Here is a 17,954-nt window from a genome sequence, read left to right as displayed (position 1 = left end):
GGTATTGTGATTGAATCTCCTCATCCAATATTAAATGCATTAATCCCCAATCAATCCGTTTCTATTCAAAATAAAAATAAACTCTTCACTCAACTCCAAATTCATTATTCTTTAAAGGAAATAGCCTATATTGCGACAACACTTGACTCATTTTTTGATAAGGATGAGCTTGTAAAAATTATTGACAAGGTCTATTTTCACTATAGAAGAAGCGGAAAATTTATGAAGTCATTTCAGATTATTCAAATTTTACATGATTTTGTACCTTCATTAAAATCAGCAAATGAACGTCTAAATTCACAAGAATTCAATTCATATCATGATTTTTACAAATCCTCGAGTTTACCTTCCATCCTAAAAAAGGATCCACTATTTGTTGAACTACTTTGCTTCCAAAATAGATCAAATCCAGAAATGCGTGTTTTTTTAGAAGATATATTTACAAAACAGGATTGTTTACTGGAGTTGTTCGTGCTCTGGATTGAATCTCCAAAGGCTGAATCGATTAAAAAGTACACAGATTTTGCTCTACAACTTGTTACGATGAAAGAATGGATATTCATACTAGGAGAGGTAAATATCAATCCGTATCGAGTTTTACCTGAGGCAAAGTCCATTATTGAAAAAATGATTCAAGAAGATAATTACGAGACAGCGGCCTTATTTTTATTAAATTTCATCCATGATCTGCCAACTTCCTATGATGCTATCCTGAATTCATTATGGGGGAATTTGAATGCTGGATTTGTAGGATCTCACCTAGACGATTTCATCTTTATGTTTCAACAGCTAGTCCCCGAAGATCACTCTAAACTATTGGAACAAAAAATCTTTCAACTCGCTGTTATCCTGCTTGAAGAGCATGATCTCAAAGAGGTTCACGAAAAACTTTTACCTATTCAAAAAATACACCCCTATTCAGCGGTGATTCGAAAAATGAATAATATGTTAGCATTATTAGAGGACCCTGATCAGATGATGGAATTGGGGGATTATTATGCAGAGTTTAAACAATTTGATAAAGCAATTGATTGCTTTTTCTGGGAAATGGAACTTCAACCACAGGACCCTAATCCTGTTCAGAAAATAAGTCGTATGTATCAACATAAAGGAATGGTAAAAGAAGCAGCTACATACCAAAAAGTTTACGCGCAAATAAAAAGTAATCAAGGAATAGGCTGAAAACAATTGAATAAATCTGCTGGTCAAAGAAATTATTTCTTGAATAGAAAAAATCAAGAAAAGCAATTCTTCGGAATTGCTTATTTCCGCCCATAGAAAAACTGCTCCTCCAATTGTTAGGTTGTCTAACAATTGGGGGGCAGTTTGTTTCATATAAGGTGTGTGATACGATTCATTTCAAATATAATTTAGTTGGATAAGAAATTGTAGTTTGGTTTGTACATATATCTCGGTTATATTCGCATGTTGCCTTGTAAGATTACGAAGATTTAAGAGTCGTATTCCACGCTTTTTATACGGCTCTAACTCCTCTTTATAGTAAAGCTCGCAGAGGCGATAAGCATCAACTGCATCTGTTTTCACTTTTGGTAAACTTGAACTTTTGGCTCTATGGGAAATTAATGGGTTGAGATTATTAATAAATAATCACGCTCCTCCAAATACTGAACAACTGGAGCGTGATAATGCCCGGTAACTTCTAATACAACCGGAGGTTGTTGACCAGTTATATCTTTTATTTCTTTAAGAAACTTAAGTAATAATCTAATCCTTCGAGATCATGCCTGATACTAAAGCTTTTACGATAAGGTTTTCCTTTATCTAAAAATCCTTGAACTTCACTTTCTCCTTTTGAAATATCCAGAGCGAACGGTTTAATTGTCGGGATCAAGTCCCACGGGTGATTACGTTCTACCCTGGCTACAGCTATCATATATCGATATAAAAAATGGTCAACCAGAAAAATTTTCTGGCTGACCTTATAATACGAACGGGTGCTTGAGTTCAAGAAGAATGACGATCATAACGATGGTCTATTTTTATTTCTATCCTTATTATTAAGGGAAATTCCATAAATGACAACAAATTGCCAATGATTGAATAATTACCGTGCCTTACAATTATGATGAGGTGGTTTGTATGTTTGTTTCACCCATGTTATTACAAAGAGTAGAACAGCCATTTGATGATGAAGCCTATTTACAGAGCTTAGGCTGGACGGTATTCGGCTCATACTTTCAAAGTTTGATAATAAGGTAAGGCTATATACCAGACACAAAAATGAGGTTACAAACAAGTTTCCAGAACTTTTAAATATATTTGATGTAATCAAATATAAGGGGAAGTCTGTTACCATGTTGCCATTAATGGATAGGAAGCAGCTGCTGGATGAAATTATTACTCAGGATACTAGTTTGGTAGCTAAAGTTAAATATATAGAAGGTCATGGTTCTGCGTACTTCGACTTTGTCCGGCAGCAAGGGCTAGAGGAAAGCGGGGCTGATGAAATTATGGCGATTGCCCAGGTGTATGATCACCAAGCCCGCCTTCGTTCTCATGAAATTTTGGCAGATATCACAAAAGGGGAATAATGGTAAATGGCTTGGAGGAAACTCCAAGCCATTTTTTGTGACTATTAAACCGATTGAGTTGTTTGATCCTATGAAGCAGAAGGTTTTAAATCTGTTCGATCTAAGAAGAAGGAAGCTAAGGTTCCTCCAACCAATCCCCAAAAAGGTGCCCCGATATGAAAGAGAGAAATTCCAGAAATCGTAATCAAAAATGAAAATAAAGCACCTGTTTTAAAACGCCCTGAAAAGCTCGTCTTCAAAGAGTCAATCAGGACATTAATCATGGCCAGCCCGCCCAGCATTTTAATTAATGAGGAGGGAATCAAATGGGGAACGGCTGCCGCCATTGGTGCAAAAACAGCTAATAAACATGACAAAATTCCTAATACGATTGCAGCGGCATAACGATTTTCTTTCAATCCAGATTCTTTACTTGCTAATAAGGCAGTCATTGGACCGGCAATACAAGCAGAATGGCCGCCCATAAATCCATTGAGAATCGATCCAATCCCGCTCCAACTCGTCATAGAATTAATGGGCGGGAGATAATTCGCACTCTCCAGAACAGCAATTCCTTGAGCATTTTGTATTGCGATGACCGTAAGCACTAACGGAATAACCAGTTCTCCCATCACAGATAGATTAAAGGAAGGAAAGACCACGTGCGGTACCGCCAAAGAAAATGATACACCATGAACTTGAATTCCTGGTAATACTTTTAATAAAACAATAGATGTGAGAATAGCCCCAACAATGGGAGGGAATTTTTTTGACAGCTTTCCGAAAAAAGAAAGAACAAGAAATACTAGAAAAGGAATTCCATTTAACAAGGGATAGTCGAGAACAGAACGAAACATATCTGTACCAAAAGGAAGAAGGACGCCGGAAACCATTCCCATCATGACTGGCATAGGAAGGACCTTCATTAATTTATCGATCATTCCAGATATTCCTAAAAGAAAAATGACGATGCCTGTCACGAGATAGGCACCAACTACCTGGCTAAATGTGTAATGAGATAAGGATGCTCCGACAAGAATTGCACCAGGAATCGAAAAAGCATATCCAATCGGCTGGCGGTAATAAAAGGAGAGACCAATCGATAGCAATCCCCCAATTCCATAAATAGCAAAGATCCAGGATGTAATCGCTGAATCAGATAGGTGGCCTTTCGAAGCTGCTTGTAAAACAATCAGTAATGGTCCAGTTGCGCCGAATAGCCAGGCCACAAAACCATTTGAAATATTTCCAATCGATAATAATCGGGGAAATTCAACAATATTCTTCTTCCACAAAGTACTCACTCCTAAAATAAGCTACAGTATAGTATAATATATTAAAACTGATAAAATGTATATAAAAACATACAAAAAATATGGAGGACCGAATGATGGGATTAGGAGATGAACAAACAAGAAAATTAATTCAACAAATGGGCGGGCTGCTTCGGAAAATTAGAAGCGAACAAAAATTGAGCCTCGAGGAGCTTGCCGAAAAAACAGGTGTTAGCAAGCTCACGTTAGGAAAGATTGAAAGGGGAGAAACGAATCCCACATTAGGAGTTGTATGGAAAATTACAGAAGGGTTATCGATCCCTTTAACAAGAATTTTAGTAATGGACGATCATGTCGATCTTTCGAGATGTGGAGAGGGCTTTATGATTTATGGGCCAGACCAAACATGGAGAGTAGAGACAGTTTTTCGGAATACAGATGGACCAACAATGGAAATATATCGAGCATTTCTTGAACCGCAAGCCATGTACTCGCCGGAGCCGCATCATAAAGGAGCAATGGAATTTGTGACGGTAATGAGGGGAAATATCAGCTTTAAAGTAGAGGAGAGGGTATACCAACTCAAACAGTTTGATTCCATTAAGTTTGAAGCTGCGAGCAAACATCTTTATAAGAATATCGGTGATGAAGAGGCCGTGTTACATGTAGTGGTGAGATATCCTTCTTAACACTTCAAAAGATTAAAATTTCCATAAAAACCCAAGTGAGTAACCTCACTTGGGCATGTAATTTCGATCCTTTGGAAGAGATGGAACATTTTTAGGTCTATAAGTAATGACATCAGAAGAATAAACATTAACAATCAATTTGTCCTCTAGTGTTTTCGCCTGATTGAGGATAGGCTGGTTGTAATTATTTTTAAAAATTAAATCAGGCCATTCCAGCTCACTGTGGCATCTCATACAGGAGGAACGTATGAAACTTCCCTGCTGTGTGAGGAGCGTTGAATCCCATTTATTCCCGCATTATCGACAGCATTGAAAAGGGTGGTAGATACTTGACAAATTCCACCGCCAATATCCTCGGAAAATTCTCCTTTAATAATCACGGTTGCAGGTCTATATCGTTTTCTGTAGTTCTTTTTCCAACCACTTTATTAAACGAGAATACTTCACCAGGGAATAGAACATAGTTATTTATTGCTTCTGCAGAAAGTATGGAAAGGGGGTTATTACTGTTGTTTAAAAAAGAGGAAAAAACCTTAGAATTTATAGCATGGTTTGGCATTGGGAGTGCCATTCTTACAAGTGTCTATAGTGTGGCGTTTTAATTTTTATTTACATACAGAACATTTGTTCGTTTATAATATATACGAAGGAGATGATCGAAATGAAGATAAAAGATCGCGGTATCAGCCAAGTGCTTCTTGAAAAAAGCCTTGGCTTTTTAGTATGTTTTCCATCGATTGTTTAGTTGTAGTATAAGATTCGATTCCTCTAGAGAATAAATACGCTTTATTCTTTTTTATTATATCTGTAGACCATAACCAGATTTTTTGGACTGGTGCATCTTAGTGTAGTGCTGAATATCAATAAAATAATGTTATGGTTACCATAACATTTCGTAATTTTACATGAAATTCATAAAAATTTAAAATATTTTTAATATAAGCTGCAGCAGCCAAGAACACGAACTAAAAGCAACTTATATTTATCTCTCATTGTGGTGCAAGAACTTCTAAGCACTTGCAATGAATCTCTAAATCTTAGACATACTGATACTATTACTATAAAAAAGAGTCAGGATCAGTATGGGAAATGTTTTGAGTTATTTGTAGGGGGGGACATTTTTTTATTGCCAAAAAAAAGAGAAGGAGGAGAGGCGATTGAAGAAACGTCGAAAATTGAAAAAGTTCACAGCGATAAGGTTGGCAACATTATTAACTATTACAGGTTCAGCGACTTTTGCAGGTGCCGCAAGTGTATAACTGTAAAAGTAGAATCGGTAAAACCTGATGAACTGATTAGACGAGACCGCTCAAATCAAGAGACAGCGGTAGTACCGACAGAACTAAAAGAACACGACAAAGTTCGTGTTATCGTTGAGGTAGAAGGAGATCCATTAATCTCCTATTCTATTGAAAAAGTGAAAATTATAAAGATTTACCAAAAGCAAAAAAAGTAGAGTTGCACACAGAAATTAAAGTCGAGCAAAAGCTCAAAGGAGGGAAAAGGATTAATTAGGTAAATTCAATCTAAATATGGAGGTACAAACATGATAAAAATCTACAAAAAATGGCTTGCATTGTCGATAGCTTTCATACTTACCATAAGTTCATTTGCTGCACCAGCTGGAAATAATATTAAGGCTTATGCAAATGACAATATTGAGACAAGCTATAACCGGGAATCTAAAGAAGTAATAGAGAATAAAATAAGTCCAAAACTAAAAAAAGAATTTGCCAACAACTCTCAAACTACCTTTCTTGTTAAATTTAAGGATCAGGTAGATACAGTAAAAGTTGCTAATGATGCTAAGGCTAAGAATAAGCAACTATCAAATGTAAAAAAAGAGTTAGTAGTTCGTTCATCAATCGTTTCTGAATTAAGAATTAAAGCAAATTCATCACAGAGTAATTTGAAGAAGTATTTAGAAAAAGAAAAAAATAACGGAAATGTAAAGGATATTAAATCTTTTTACATAGTAAATGGTATGGCAGTTACAGCAACAGAGGAAGTTATGAAAAACATAGCAGCTATGCCTGAGGTTGAAAGTATAAAACCTAATGGAATTACAAAGGTAATAGAGCCTGAAAAAACTACTGGAGCTGCTGTTCAAGCGGTTGATAATGTAGAATGGAGTCTTAAAAAAATTGGGGTGCCTGACGTTTGGTCCTTGGGAATAGATGGAACAGGGATAGTCGTTGGCAGCATAGATACAGGAGTTCAGTGGGATCACCCGGCATTAAAGACAAAATATAGAGGATATGACCCAGCTAATCCAGATAATCCAAATCATGAATTCAATTGGTTTGATGCAACTGAAACTAACGGTTCAGTACCGTACGATGATGTCGGTCATGGAACCCATACAGTGGGTACTATGGTTGGTTCAGAACCAAATGGAACAAATAAGATAGGTGTTGCGCCAGGAGCAAAGTGGATAGCTGCTAAGGCATTTACAGAAGAGGGCGGAGAAGATGCTGATTTAATAGAAGCTGGTGAATGGATGCTTGCTCCTAAAGATAGAAATGGAGTACCACATCCAGAAATGGCTCCTGATGTTATTAATAACTCATGGGGAGGCAGCCCTGGAATAGATGATTGGTATAGAACAATTATAACAAACTGGAGAGCAGCAAATATATTTCCAGAATTTTCAGCAGGAAATACAACCCCTTACAATTCTGGTGGACCAGGATCAGTTGCTAATCCTGCAAACTATCCAGAATCCTTTGCAACAGGAGCAACTGACATAAACAACAAGTTAGCCAGCTTCTCATTAAGGGGGCCATCACCATATGGTGGAATAATTAAGCCAGAAATTTCAGCACCTGGAGTTAATATAAGATCTTCTGTGCCAGGAGGTAAATATGAGGGTGGATGGAATGGAACCTCGATGGCAGGTCCACATACATCAGGACTTGTTGCATTACTTCTTCAAGCAAATTCATCTTTAAAAGTTGAAGAAATTGAACAAATAATAAAGGAAACAGCAACTCCTTGTACTGACTCTGAATATCCTACAACCCCTAACAATGGATATGGATTTGGTGTTATAAATGCATTTAAGGCTGTAACATCAATTATGCAAGGAATTTCTGAGATTAAAGGCCAAGTATCACAAGATGCAGAGGATACAGTTCTACCAACATTTAACCATATACCTGTTACAGAGGCATACGGAGGATTGGAACAAAAATTAAAAATAGATGTACAGGATAATGTAAGCGTTGAGACAGTTGATCTTCAATATAAAAATTCAGCAGATGAGTGGACAACAGTTATAGCTAAAAGGATTAGTGGGGACTACAAGTCAGGAAGCTATGAAGCTGTAATTCCAGCTGATAGAGTAGTAGTAGGATCAAAACTATCTTACAGATGGAGAATAATTGACTTTGGAAAGAACGAGGTTACAAGTGATATCTATACAATAATTGTTAAACCTGCAATTACAATAGGATACTTTAATGATTTTGAAACAGAAATGACAGGATGGGAACACTACACGGACGCTCCATCGAATGCTCAATGGAAGTGGGGAAAACCAACAACAGGACCTAATGCAGCAGTCTCGGGAGAAAAGGTTTTAGCTACTAATCTAGAAGGAACGTATTCAGAAAATCAAATTATGCTAATAAAATCACCTCCTATTGTCCTGCCGAAAGGAAGTGCTTATTTACAGTTTAAAAATTGGTATGATGTAGAAGAAAATGAACAAGCAATTGTTCTGGCTAAAGATGACGACGATGAGAATTGGTGGAGGGTAGCAGCATATACAGGCACTATGACAGGAGGATATTCAGATGCGGAAATAGATCTAAGCGAATATGCAGGAAAGAAAATGAATATCGCATTTGCCTTTGTGTCTAATGACTCCAATAATAAGCAGGGATGGTTTATAGATGATGTTAGATTAACAAACCAATCTTTGGCACCAGGTGGCACATCAGCTTTAAGCAACAGTCCTAAAGAACAGTTTAGATTACCAAACCAAACTGTAGCATCAGGTGACACATCAGCTTTAAGCAACAGCCAAAAAGAACAAATAATAAATCCTAATGCTATGACAGCAACAATTCCATTATCAGCTACAGTATCTATTGTTGAAAATGGTCGTTCAACAAAAACAAATCCAGCAGACGGCTCATATAGTTTTAAGGTTAAAGCAGGAGAGTATACATTAAGAGTTGAAACCTATGGATACTATCCACAGGATCAGAAGGTACAAGTAACAGAAAACCAAGTTCTTGAAAATGCAAACTTTACAATGGTTCCAATACCTAAGGGAACATTAAAAGGTAAAATCATTAATGCCCAAACAGGAAAACCTGTGAAAGGCGCTAAAGTTTACGTAATTGAGGATGCAGCAGTAGCACCAGTTACAACTGATGCAGAGGGTAATTACTCAATAACTGCATATGAAGGTAAATATACAGTACAGGTTACAGCAGAGAACTATTTTGATGAGAAATTTCCTGTAGATATTACGGGTAATGAAAATGTCTCACATGATATTCAGCTAAAACCATTTATAAATTTTCCAGGAGAGATAGGCTATGATGATGGAACACCAGAATATTCAGTGAATCAATGGGATGCAGGAGGCGGCTATGCGGTAAGAATGTCACTTCCAGAGGGACAGACCTCAGCAATAGTAACTTCTGGGTTATTTATGTTTGATCCAAAGTGGCCAATACCAGGTGGAAATACATTTAAGGTGGCAGTTTATGATGCAAGTGGAAAGGATGGCGCTCCTGGAAAAATAATCGCAGGGCCATTTAATGCAACTACTACTAGAGAGGAAGGAAAATGGACAGTTGTTGATTTAACCGCGGAGCAAATAGTGGTAACAGGCGATTTTTATATGGTTTTTATACAGGATAAGATAGCTCCTCTAAGCCCAGCAATTATGTTGGATAAAAATTCAATAGCAGCACAAAGATCATGGCAGTTTGTAAAGGGAGGCCCCTTCACTTTAGCGAATAAAGATTTTGGAAACATGATGATTAGAGCAACAATTAAGCTTGAAGCACTAGCTCCAGTTATTACCTTACCAGCGGACAACTCATATTTTAATAATGAAAACGTATCAATAAAAGGTATGGCAGCTCCAGGAATGGACGTTCATATATTTAGCAAAGATGAAGATATAGCAAATCGAAAGACAAACGATGATGGAAGCTTCTCAATTAATGCTGTACTTCAAGAGGGAGTTAATATTCTGAAGGCGAAAACTATTACAGATATCGGATCCACTCCTTATTCGAAGGAAATAAAGGTTATAGTAGACAAGACAGCACCAGTTTTAGAAATTACAAGCCCACATAATAACGCAAATATAAATGATCAGGTTATAACCGTAACAGGAACAGCTAAAGATGATTATTTAGAATATGTTGAAGTTAACGGAACAAAGACAGGCATAGATTCAAATGGGAATTGGACAGCAAAGCTTATGTCCAAGGAAGGGGAAAATGTAATAAATGTTGTTGCTAGAGACAAGGCAGGAAATGAAACAGTTAAGAGCGCAACTGTAAATGTAAAATATTCAATAACAGGTATTACTAATTTGAAACCAGATCAAGATTTAAAATTAAATTCTGATGATGTAGTTAAGGTTGAATTTGATTCAGAATCAGACTTAAAGAGAGCAGTATTTAGAATTATTTCACCTATAGGTAATGTAAATGAGCCTAAGGGTATACAAACAACAACTGGTTCTGCCATTGAAATGCCAATGAAAGAGGAACTAGATGCAGCTGGAAAAGGTACAGGTCATTATGTTGGACAATGGATTGTTCCAAAGGCAAAGGACATTGTACTAAACGGCGGACGGGTAGAGGTTATAGTTGAGGATAATAATGGAAATGAAATGACCATGATGACTGAAGGAAGATTGTATGTTAATTCAAAAGTAGTAAATCCAGAACCACCAAAGCCGAAATCAGGCTGGGTTAAGGAAAATGGTAAATGGGTTTATTACGACACTACGACCTTCCAGAAGAAGGTTGGCTGGTATAAGGTCGGTTCGACCTGGTATTTTGCTGATAGCACGGGTGCGATGCAAACCGGTTGGGTAAAGGACGGGTCGAACTGGTATTTCATGAACAGCAGTGGTGCGATGGTGACTGGCTGGCTGAAGGTTGGCACGGTGTGGTACTTCTTTAATGGCAACGGCGTGATGGCCACTGGCTGGATGAAAGCTGGTTCGGTGTGGTACTTCTTCGCTGATAATGGAGCCATGAAGACGGCCTGGTTGAAGAGCGGAATGAATTGGTATTACTTTAAGAGCAGCGGTGTGATGCAGGTCGGATGGTTGAAAATCGGCAATGTCTGGTACTACTTCAACAGTAACGGCGTCATGGCAACAGGCACTTTAACCATCGGCCGCATATCCTATCTCTTTGATAAGAACGGGGTTTGGATTAGGTAGTCTGAGGACTGTCCAAAGATTCTCGATAACTAATATTAACTAACAAATATAGAAATACACCAACTTCAAACCTGCTTGAGAACAGAATGTGCAAGTCAAAAAAGACAAATATTTATTTTATTCCGCTAATAATATTAGCGGAATTCTTTTATTTGCAATGTAGTACTGTTTGTCGGCTACCACTTTCACCAGTTCACAAAATGTTATGAGAAAAAAATATTTTCCATAAACCTGATTATTACCCCTCTTTCTTTCTATATAAGTAATGGATATGTGAGGTTGGGTGACATTATATCTGGATGTGTTGGAGACTGAATTTTGGAAAGAAGTTATTCCGTTTCGACTATTTTTGCAGTTGTTGATACTGGCATCCCGGGAAGAAGGAAAAATGGTCTGCGGGATTCCTTTGAAAAAAGGGCAATAAATCATGGTGTATTCGAAACTAGTGGAAGACCTTGGGTACCAGGAAGGCAGAAGAAGAGCTGTATTCCAAAAGTACAATTAAGCGTGCTGCTGATAAACTAGTCAAAAAAGGCTTGATCGCCGCAGAAGAATTAAGCAGTGGAACTCTATTTACCGTGCTAGATACTAAAGAAATAAGCTTTTTTTCAAAGGCATTGAAGGTTTTTAACTAAAAATAAATAGATTTGTGTTTTATGTTCCCTCAGGCTTAGTTTGAGGGAACTTTTATTTGAGGAGGCTAATATTTAAGTAGAATTAAGGATATTAGCTAATAAATTTTTACTCTAGCTATTTGAATAGGAATAAATAGTAATAAAGTATTGCTTCATATGCAATAAACTTAAATTTTGCTATTTCAGATTCTTCGCGAAGTAGTCCACGGCTTTTTTATATTCATTTTCCTCCTTTAGATAGGCTAACTCTCTTCGAAGTCTTCAAATTTCTTCATCCTCTGGTTTGAGGTTAACGCTTCCCTAGGACTAATATTTCATTAAGATAGAGGTGTTCAATATGATTGTCATATTCCTAAAATGCAGTTGAGGTTTTAAAGCTTGATATATTGAAAAAACCATATATGATACTTCCCTGCTGCAGCAATCAGTATACCCCATGTAGGCAAAGATTATCCGGCTATTTAAAAAACAAAGAATAATCAAAATTTAGATAAAAAATATCATTAAGTATATTAACCTAGTTTGTTTAATATTAAATTAGCTGGAAATTTGCAACATAACACATATTTTTAGTATTAAGGGAGGTGCATGGGGTTGCCTGTAATGATTAATAAGAGAGGGGGAAAGTGTATGAAGAAGAGGAGAAATTTAAAAGTTTATAAAAAAACTATTAGTTTATTTTTATCATTATTCATGGTTATACAAATATTTGCTTTTAAAGTTCCTTTTTTGTCTACAGCATATGCTGCTAATGCTGGGCAGCTCAATCAGTATGATTGGCAAAATCCATATGTGCAAAATTTTGATGACGGAAATATTGGAGGTTGGCAAGCTGCTGTTGGTACAGCCTCAACATTAACGGTAGAAAATAATCAAATGAAAGTAGTAAGGGGAAAAGATAACAATCTTATAGTAGTAGATCAAAACTCACCCCAGCTTGCAGATGGGGACTACGAATTTCAATTTACGTTAAAGGAAGGTGATAGTAGAGTAGGTGCTATATTTAGATATACATCATCAAGTTCATGGGCCTTTGCAGGATACAACAACAATGATGGAACATGGCTCATTGAATGTCCTGGAAATTGGAAGGATGGCATAAAAGGTCCAAAACTTGTTCCGGACAAGCAGTATACAATGAAAGTTAGATTTATAGGAAATAAAGTTACTTTATGGCTTGATGGACAGCAGGTCTTTGATGAAAGTGTATCTCTGACAGGTTTCCCTACAGGAGCAGGAAAAATAGGAGTTAGAACATGGTATGATAACAAGACACTTCTATTTGATAATTTTAAATATTCCACCCCAGCTCCAGCAGAGCAGCCAGGAATAAGGCTAATCACTGATACGGATATTATTGCATCTAATGCCATGAACGTTACAATAGATAAGCAATTTCCTAATGTGGTAAAGTATGAAAAAAATTCTGCTGTAATGTATGGAACTAATTCAAGCATGGATGTAGTAAAGATTAATGGTAAGGAATATAAGCCGCAAGTACAATATACTAATAATAATAACTCTGCGGAATATACACTTGTTTTTAACGAGATAAATGTAGCTATCAAAGCTAAGCTTCAAGTTAATGAGAATATTCTGAGTATGGATATTACAGATATAAAAGAAACTGGAGATACAAAGGTAAATTCTATAGAAATTCCAAACCACAACTTATTATCTGTAAGAAGTACCCAGAATGGAGCAGCCTTCGCTGGTTCACGTATGTATAATGCTGTAAGTGGCAGCGGCGATGTTTTTCTACCAGTGACAGGAACTCCTGCTACGGATGCTGCAGCTATAAATTACATTTATGGCATACTCAACACTAGTGAGCTTTCTGGAGCAATTTGGACAAATTCATTACCAGATTATTCATCAGACAATGATAATGAACGTATTAGAAAACAAACAGTAAAACAGCAGGGATACTATCAGACTGGCATTTGGAGCAGCTCATGGCTTTATCGTGCAGAGGGTATGAGTACCACGGAAGCACTGCCAAGTGTAAAGGTAGCGATTACAGGTGATGCCAATGAAGATAGTATAGTTGATTGGCAGGATGGAGCAATTGCATTCCGCAGCATTATGAATAACCCTGTTGGGGCAGACCGTGTTCCTGACTTGGTTGTAATGCGTATTCCTTTTAATTTTGCCAGCCAGGCAACGAATCCATTCCTTAAGACTCTTGATGAAACTAAGAGGGTTTATCTTGCTACAGATGGTCTTGGACAATGGGTAGAACTTAAAGGTTATCAGGGTGAAGGACATGACCAGGCTCATCTTGACTATGGCGGACATATAGGGGTGCGCCAGGGTGGAGCAGCTGATATGAATACATTGGTCGATGAAGGACATAAATACAATGGCTACTTTGGTGTTCATATATCTGCTACTGGTGCAAATCCTGAAGCAAATGCATTTTCAGATACAATTATTAATCCTAACAGTCTTGGATGGGATTGGTTAGATGAATCCTATGATTTTGATAAACCTACTATGCGTAAAGAAGCGAGTACTGATGCACGATTAAATCGGTTAAAGTTATTAAAAAATGAAGTTCCAAATTTAGATTTTATTTATGCGGATGCATTTTATGAGAAGGGGTTTAATGGCAGACGACTTGCTAAAGAAGTAAACTCCCAGGGATGGGCAATGACTACTGAGTTCCCAGATGTGCTCGAATATGATTCCACTTGGAACCATTGGGCTGTAGACTACAGCTACGGTGGACAGAGTATGAAGGGATACAACAGTCAGATTGCCAGATTCATAAGAAATCACCAAAAGGATACATGGATTGCACGTAATCCGCTTTTAGGCGGCGCAGAGATGTGTGACTTTGAAGGGTGGCAAGGAAGAGTAGATTTTAATGACATGATAAACATGACCTTTCAAACTAACCTGCCTACCAAGTATATGCAGCATTTTAAAATAATAAAGTGGACAACAGATACGATTAATTTTGAAAATAATGTATCTGTTTCAAATGCTACAGGAAAAAGAATTATAACTAAGGATAGCAGGGAAGTTTTAAGAGGAGACTCCTATTTGTTACCATGGAATCCTAAAGAAGAAACCAAGCTATACCATTGGAATTCAAATGGTGGAGAAACTACTTGGACATTACCAGCTAGCTGGAATGGATTAAAAGATGTTAAACTGTATAAATTATCTGACCAAGGCAAGACATTAGTTGACACTCTACAGGTTTCAAACGATAAGGTTACCATAAGTGCTGAAGCTAATACTCCATATGTAGTATTTAAAGGGGAAGCAGCTGCCAATCCAGATGTTAAATGGGGCGAAGGAACACTTGTAAAGGACCCTGGATTTAACAGCGCTACTTTAAAAGATTGGAAGGTAACAGGAGAGGGAGCTTCAGTAGAGCGTAGCACGCTTGGACAGTACGAATTGAAGGTTAGAAACAGTAATGGTACAACAGTAAGCCAACAGATAAACGGACTTTCAGAGGGAACATATTCAGCATCAGTATCTGTAGAAGCTGATGGCAAACGTCGAGCTACAATAGGAGTAAAGGATTACAGCGGAGCAGAGGTTACAAATTATACAGACAGCTCAATTGCTAAAAACTATATTCTTGCGGACTCAAAGCATGATACGAATATGCAAAGGATGAGAGTACTATTTGATTTACCAGCAGGTCAGACCCAAGCGACATTATATTTGAAGGTTGACGGAGGTACGGATACTGTTACTTTTGATGATATCCGTGTTGTTAAGACTAAAAGAACACCAAATCCAACAGGTGCATATTTTGCCGAGGACTTTGAAAATGTAGATCAAGGCATATATCCATTTGTAAAAGGTCCAGCAGGTGGAGTAAATGATCCACGTACACACTTGTCTGAACTACATGCCCCATATACTCAAAAGGGGTGGAATGGAAAAGCTGTAGATGATGTTATTGATGGTCATTGGTCCCTTAAAGCACATAAGGAATCTACGGGACTTTTATATCAAACAATCCCTCAAACTATAAGATTTATTCCTGGTAAGTATTACAAGGTTACTTTCAAATATGAAAACCAGACAGCAGGCAGTTATGGGTTTGTTATTGGTGATGGAAATGAGGAAATATCAACTAAAAAGTTTATAGCTGCTGATGTGCCTACTACCTTTAGTAAAGCATTTGAGGCAAGTGAGTCAGGTGAATCTTGGATCGGAATAAAAAAGATTACGGGCACAGATTCAGATTTCATTCTTGATGATCTAGTGGTAGAAGAAATTGATTCATTACCACCAGTTGAGGATGAGGATATTATACCTGTAGATCTCAGTATCGTACCACATTCTGGTATGACAGTTACAGCTACCAGTGAAGAGACCGAAAACGGAGACTTGGCAACAAACGCCATAGATGGAGATGAAGGAACATTATGGCATACAAAATGGGATAAATCAGATCCACTTCCTCAGTCATTAATGCTGGATCTTGGTGGAAGATTCGATATAAATAAGGTTGAAGTAACACCAAGGCAAAGCCAAGACAACGGGAAAATTACAAAATATGAGCTATATGCAAGCAGTAATGGGAAGGACTATACAAAGATAGCTTCGGGAAGCTGGGATAGAACTTCAGATGTGAAGGTTATAACTTTCGATAAGATTGCTGCTACCCATATAAAGCTTACAGCACTTGAAGGTGTTAATGGATGGGCAAGTCTAGCAGAAATTAATGTATTCAGAGAGCCTGTTACAATAATTAGTGCAGAACCAGTACAGGTAGAAACCGTAGCAGGTAAAGCACCTAGACTTCCACAAAATGTAACTGCACAGCTTAGCGATGGAGATAAAGCTTCTCTTCCAGTAAAGTGGAATGCTATAGATAAGGAACTTTATTCAAAGGAAGGTACCTTTACAGTTGAAGGATCTGTAAACAAGACAGAGACTAAAGTTACCGCTACCATAACGGTAAAGCCTTTGCCAGTGAGTATTATCAGTATTATTCCTATAAATGTTACAACAAAAGTAGGAACAGCACCAGTACTTCCAGCAAAGGTAACAGCGGCATATAGCGATAAATCAACCAAAGATGTTGACGTAAATTGGGACAACATTGATACTTCAAAATATGCAAAGATAGGAACTTTCACAGTAAATGGTACAGTAAATGGTACAACCATAAAGGCAATAGCTAATGTAACTGTAAATAAGGCTACCCCAAGTGTAACTACATGGCCAACAGCGGCAGATATTATCTATGGCCAGACCTTGGAAGCTTCAAAGCTTAGCGGGGGTGCTGCTTCAGTAGAGGGTACATTTGCGTTTAGTGCCCCAAATACTGTACCAAATGTTGGATCTCAAAGTTTTGATGTAATCTTCACACCGACAGATTCAACTAATTACAAAACTGTTTATGGTAAAATTAGTGTGACTGCAGTATACAAATACAGTGGAGTTCTTCAGCCAATTAATGCTGATGGCACTAGTGTGTTCAATGCAGGTAGTACAATACCAGTGAAGTTTACTTTGAAGGATTATTCAGGAAGTTATGTATCAACTGCTAATGCAACATTATCTTATGCTAAGCTTACAAATAATGGCTTTGGAACTGATGTTAAAGCTATTTCTACCAGTGCTGCAGCTAATGGAAATGCATTTAGGTATGATTCAACATCTAGCCAGTATATATTCCATATGAGTACAAAGAGTTTCACCGCAGGTACTTATAGATTAACTATCACTCTAGATGATGGAAAATCATATTCTGTGCAATTTAATCTCAAATAAATAATAGTGTATAGGAAAGAGGATGACTTTCTCTCTTTCAATGCTAGATTCCGTGATTAAAAAGAGCCAGCGATTAGATTTGCTGGCTCTTTTCATGTCATATGTTGGGCTTGGACTAATCATCAGCACTATAGGTATTGGTTTATTCGTAGATGCTCTTTCATATTTATATTTATTATATATGCCAATTTAACTATTATTAAAATGAGAGGGGGAATTATATGATAAAGAGTAGAAGTATGTCGAAAAAGTTTATAAGCAGCTTTATTTTATTTATAGTTATACCCTTTATAATCACTTGTGTTGTTGTTAATAAGCTTTATGAAGGAGTTTTGGTTTCTCACTACAATGAAAAGACTCAGCAAATTATGGAACAGCTATCAATGGATATTGAGCTTGAGTTAAGGCGGATATCCCTCAATGTAGCAAAGGTTTCAAATGAAAATGAACTATTACCCCTTGTAAATAGTTGGTATGAGGAAAAGGATTCTGTTAAAAAGCTTGAAATTTCCACAAAGATAGAATCAAAGCTTGATTATTTATTTGCCTATCAAGGGGAGATAAATTCAATATCATTTTTTTCAAAGAATGGCCAGATATTTAAGTATAAGGACCCTCTATATAAAATTGATTCTGATGTAAGAGAC

General features: G+C 37.1%; 9 protein-coding genes and 2 pseudogenes. 8 read left to right on the top strand and 3 right to left on the bottom strand.

Annotation, left to right across the window (positions count from 1 at the left end; translation table 11 throughout):
* A partial coding sequence (locus tag V7161_RS26055; RefSeq protein ID WP_335715716.1) for a tetratricopeptide repeat protein occupies window positions 1–1,182 on the top strand: 1,182 nt, incomplete at its 5' end.
* A gap of 180 nt (window positions 1,183–1,362) precedes the next feature.
* On the opposite strand, the pseudogene V7161_RS26050 reads toward V7161_RS26055, so the two are convergent.
* Window positions 1,363–1,840 (bottom strand): annotated as a pseudogene (locus V7161_RS26050) (IS110 family transposase); the annotation flags it as partial.
* Window positions 1,841–2,315: 475 nt separating this feature from the next.
* Here V7161_RS26050 and V7161_RS26045 point away from each other — a divergent pair.
* Window positions 2,316–2,552: a hypothetical protein gene (locus V7161_RS26045; protein ID WP_335715715.1), complete on the top strand. Its 237-nt coding sequence runs from the start codon at window positions 2,316–2,318 to the stop codon at window positions 2,550–2,552.
* 68 nt (window positions 2,553–2,620) lie between these two features.
* On the opposite strand, the gene V7161_RS26040 is transcribed toward V7161_RS26045, so the two are convergent.
* Entirely contained in the window at window positions 2,621–3,826 is a 1,206-nt protein-coding gene (locus tag V7161_RS26040) for a benzoate/H(+) symporter BenE family transporter (protein ID WP_335715714.1), read from the bottom strand.
* A 92-nt stretch (window positions 3,827–3,918) separates the two neighbouring features.
* On the opposite strand from V7161_RS26040, the gene V7161_RS26035 reads away from it, so the two are divergent.
* Window positions 3,919–4,494: a helix-turn-helix domain-containing protein gene (locus V7161_RS26035; RefSeq protein ID WP_335715713.1), complete on the top strand. Its 576-nt coding sequence runs from the start codon at window positions 3,919–3,921 to the stop codon at window positions 4,492–4,494.
* 230 nt (window positions 4,495–4,724) lie between these two features.
* Here the strand turns inward: V7161_RS26035 and V7161_RS30470 are convergent.
* Window positions 4,725–5,053, bottom strand: a pseudogene (locus tag V7161_RS30470) (VanW family protein).
* 567 nt (window positions 5,054–5,620) lie between these two features.
* Here V7161_RS30470 and V7161_RS26025 point away from each other — a divergent pair.
* From V7161_RS26025 to V7161_RS26005, 5 genes are all read left to right on the top strand, one after another.
* The gene (locus V7161_RS26025; RefSeq protein ID WP_335715712.1) at window positions 5,621–5,950 is read left to right on the top strand and encodes a hypothetical protein; all 330 of its coding nucleotides are present in this window, start codon (window positions 5,621–5,623) and stop codon (window positions 5,948–5,950) included.
* Window positions 5,951–6,040: 90 nt separating this feature from the next.
* Window positions 6,041–10,921, top strand: a complete 4,881-nt coding sequence (locus tag V7161_RS26020) for a S8 family serine peptidase (protein WP_335715711.1) — start codon at window positions 6,041–6,043, stop codon at window positions 10,919–10,921.
* A 455-nt stretch (window positions 10,922–11,376) separates the two neighbouring features.
* Window positions 11,377–11,556 (top strand): hypothetical protein, encoded by a 180-nt coding sequence (locus V7161_RS26015; RefSeq protein WP_335715710.1) that lies wholly within the window; start codon window positions 11,377–11,379, stop codon window positions 11,554–11,556.
* Window positions 11,557–12,186: 630 nt separating this feature from the next.
* Complete coding sequence (locus V7161_RS26010; RefSeq protein WP_335715709.1) at window positions 12,187–17,307, top strand: endo-alpha-N-acetylgalactosaminidase family protein; 5,121 nt, start codon at window positions 12,187–12,189, stop codon at window positions 17,305–17,307.
* A gap of 221 nt (window positions 17,308–17,528) precedes the next feature.
* Window positions 17,529–17,954: hypothetical protein (locus V7161_RS26005; protein WP_335715708.1), on the top strand; the 426-nt coding region annotated here is incomplete at its 3' end.

It is taken from the genome of Neobacillus drentensis (genome assembly GCF_036965425.1).
GTDB classification, from domain to species: domain Bacteria; phylum Bacillota; class Bacilli; order Bacillales; family Cytobacillaceae; genus Neobacillus; species Neobacillus drentensis_F.
The sequence above is the reverse complement of the archived record's forward strand: the minus strand, read 5'-3'. Positions and strand labels throughout refer to the sequence as shown.

What these genes read in the sequence shown, in the direction of transcription:
- V7161_RS26035 (WP_335715713.1), top strand. Translation starts at nt 3,919, where the DNA reads ATGATGGGATTAGGAGATGAACAAACAAGAAAATTAATTCAACAAATG.
- V7161_RS26020 (WP_335715711.1), top strand. Translation starts at nt 6,041, where the DNA reads ATGATAAAAATCTACAAAAAATGGCTTGCATTGTCGATAGCTTTCATA.
- V7161_RS26045 (WP_335715715.1), top strand. Translation starts at nt 2,316, where the DNA reads ATGTTGCCATTAATGGATAGGAAGCAGCTGCTGGATGAAATTATTACT.
- V7161_RS26010 (WP_335715709.1), top strand. Translation starts at nt 12,187, where the DNA reads ATGAAGAAGAGGAGAAATTTAAAAGTTTATAAAAAAACTATTAGTTTA.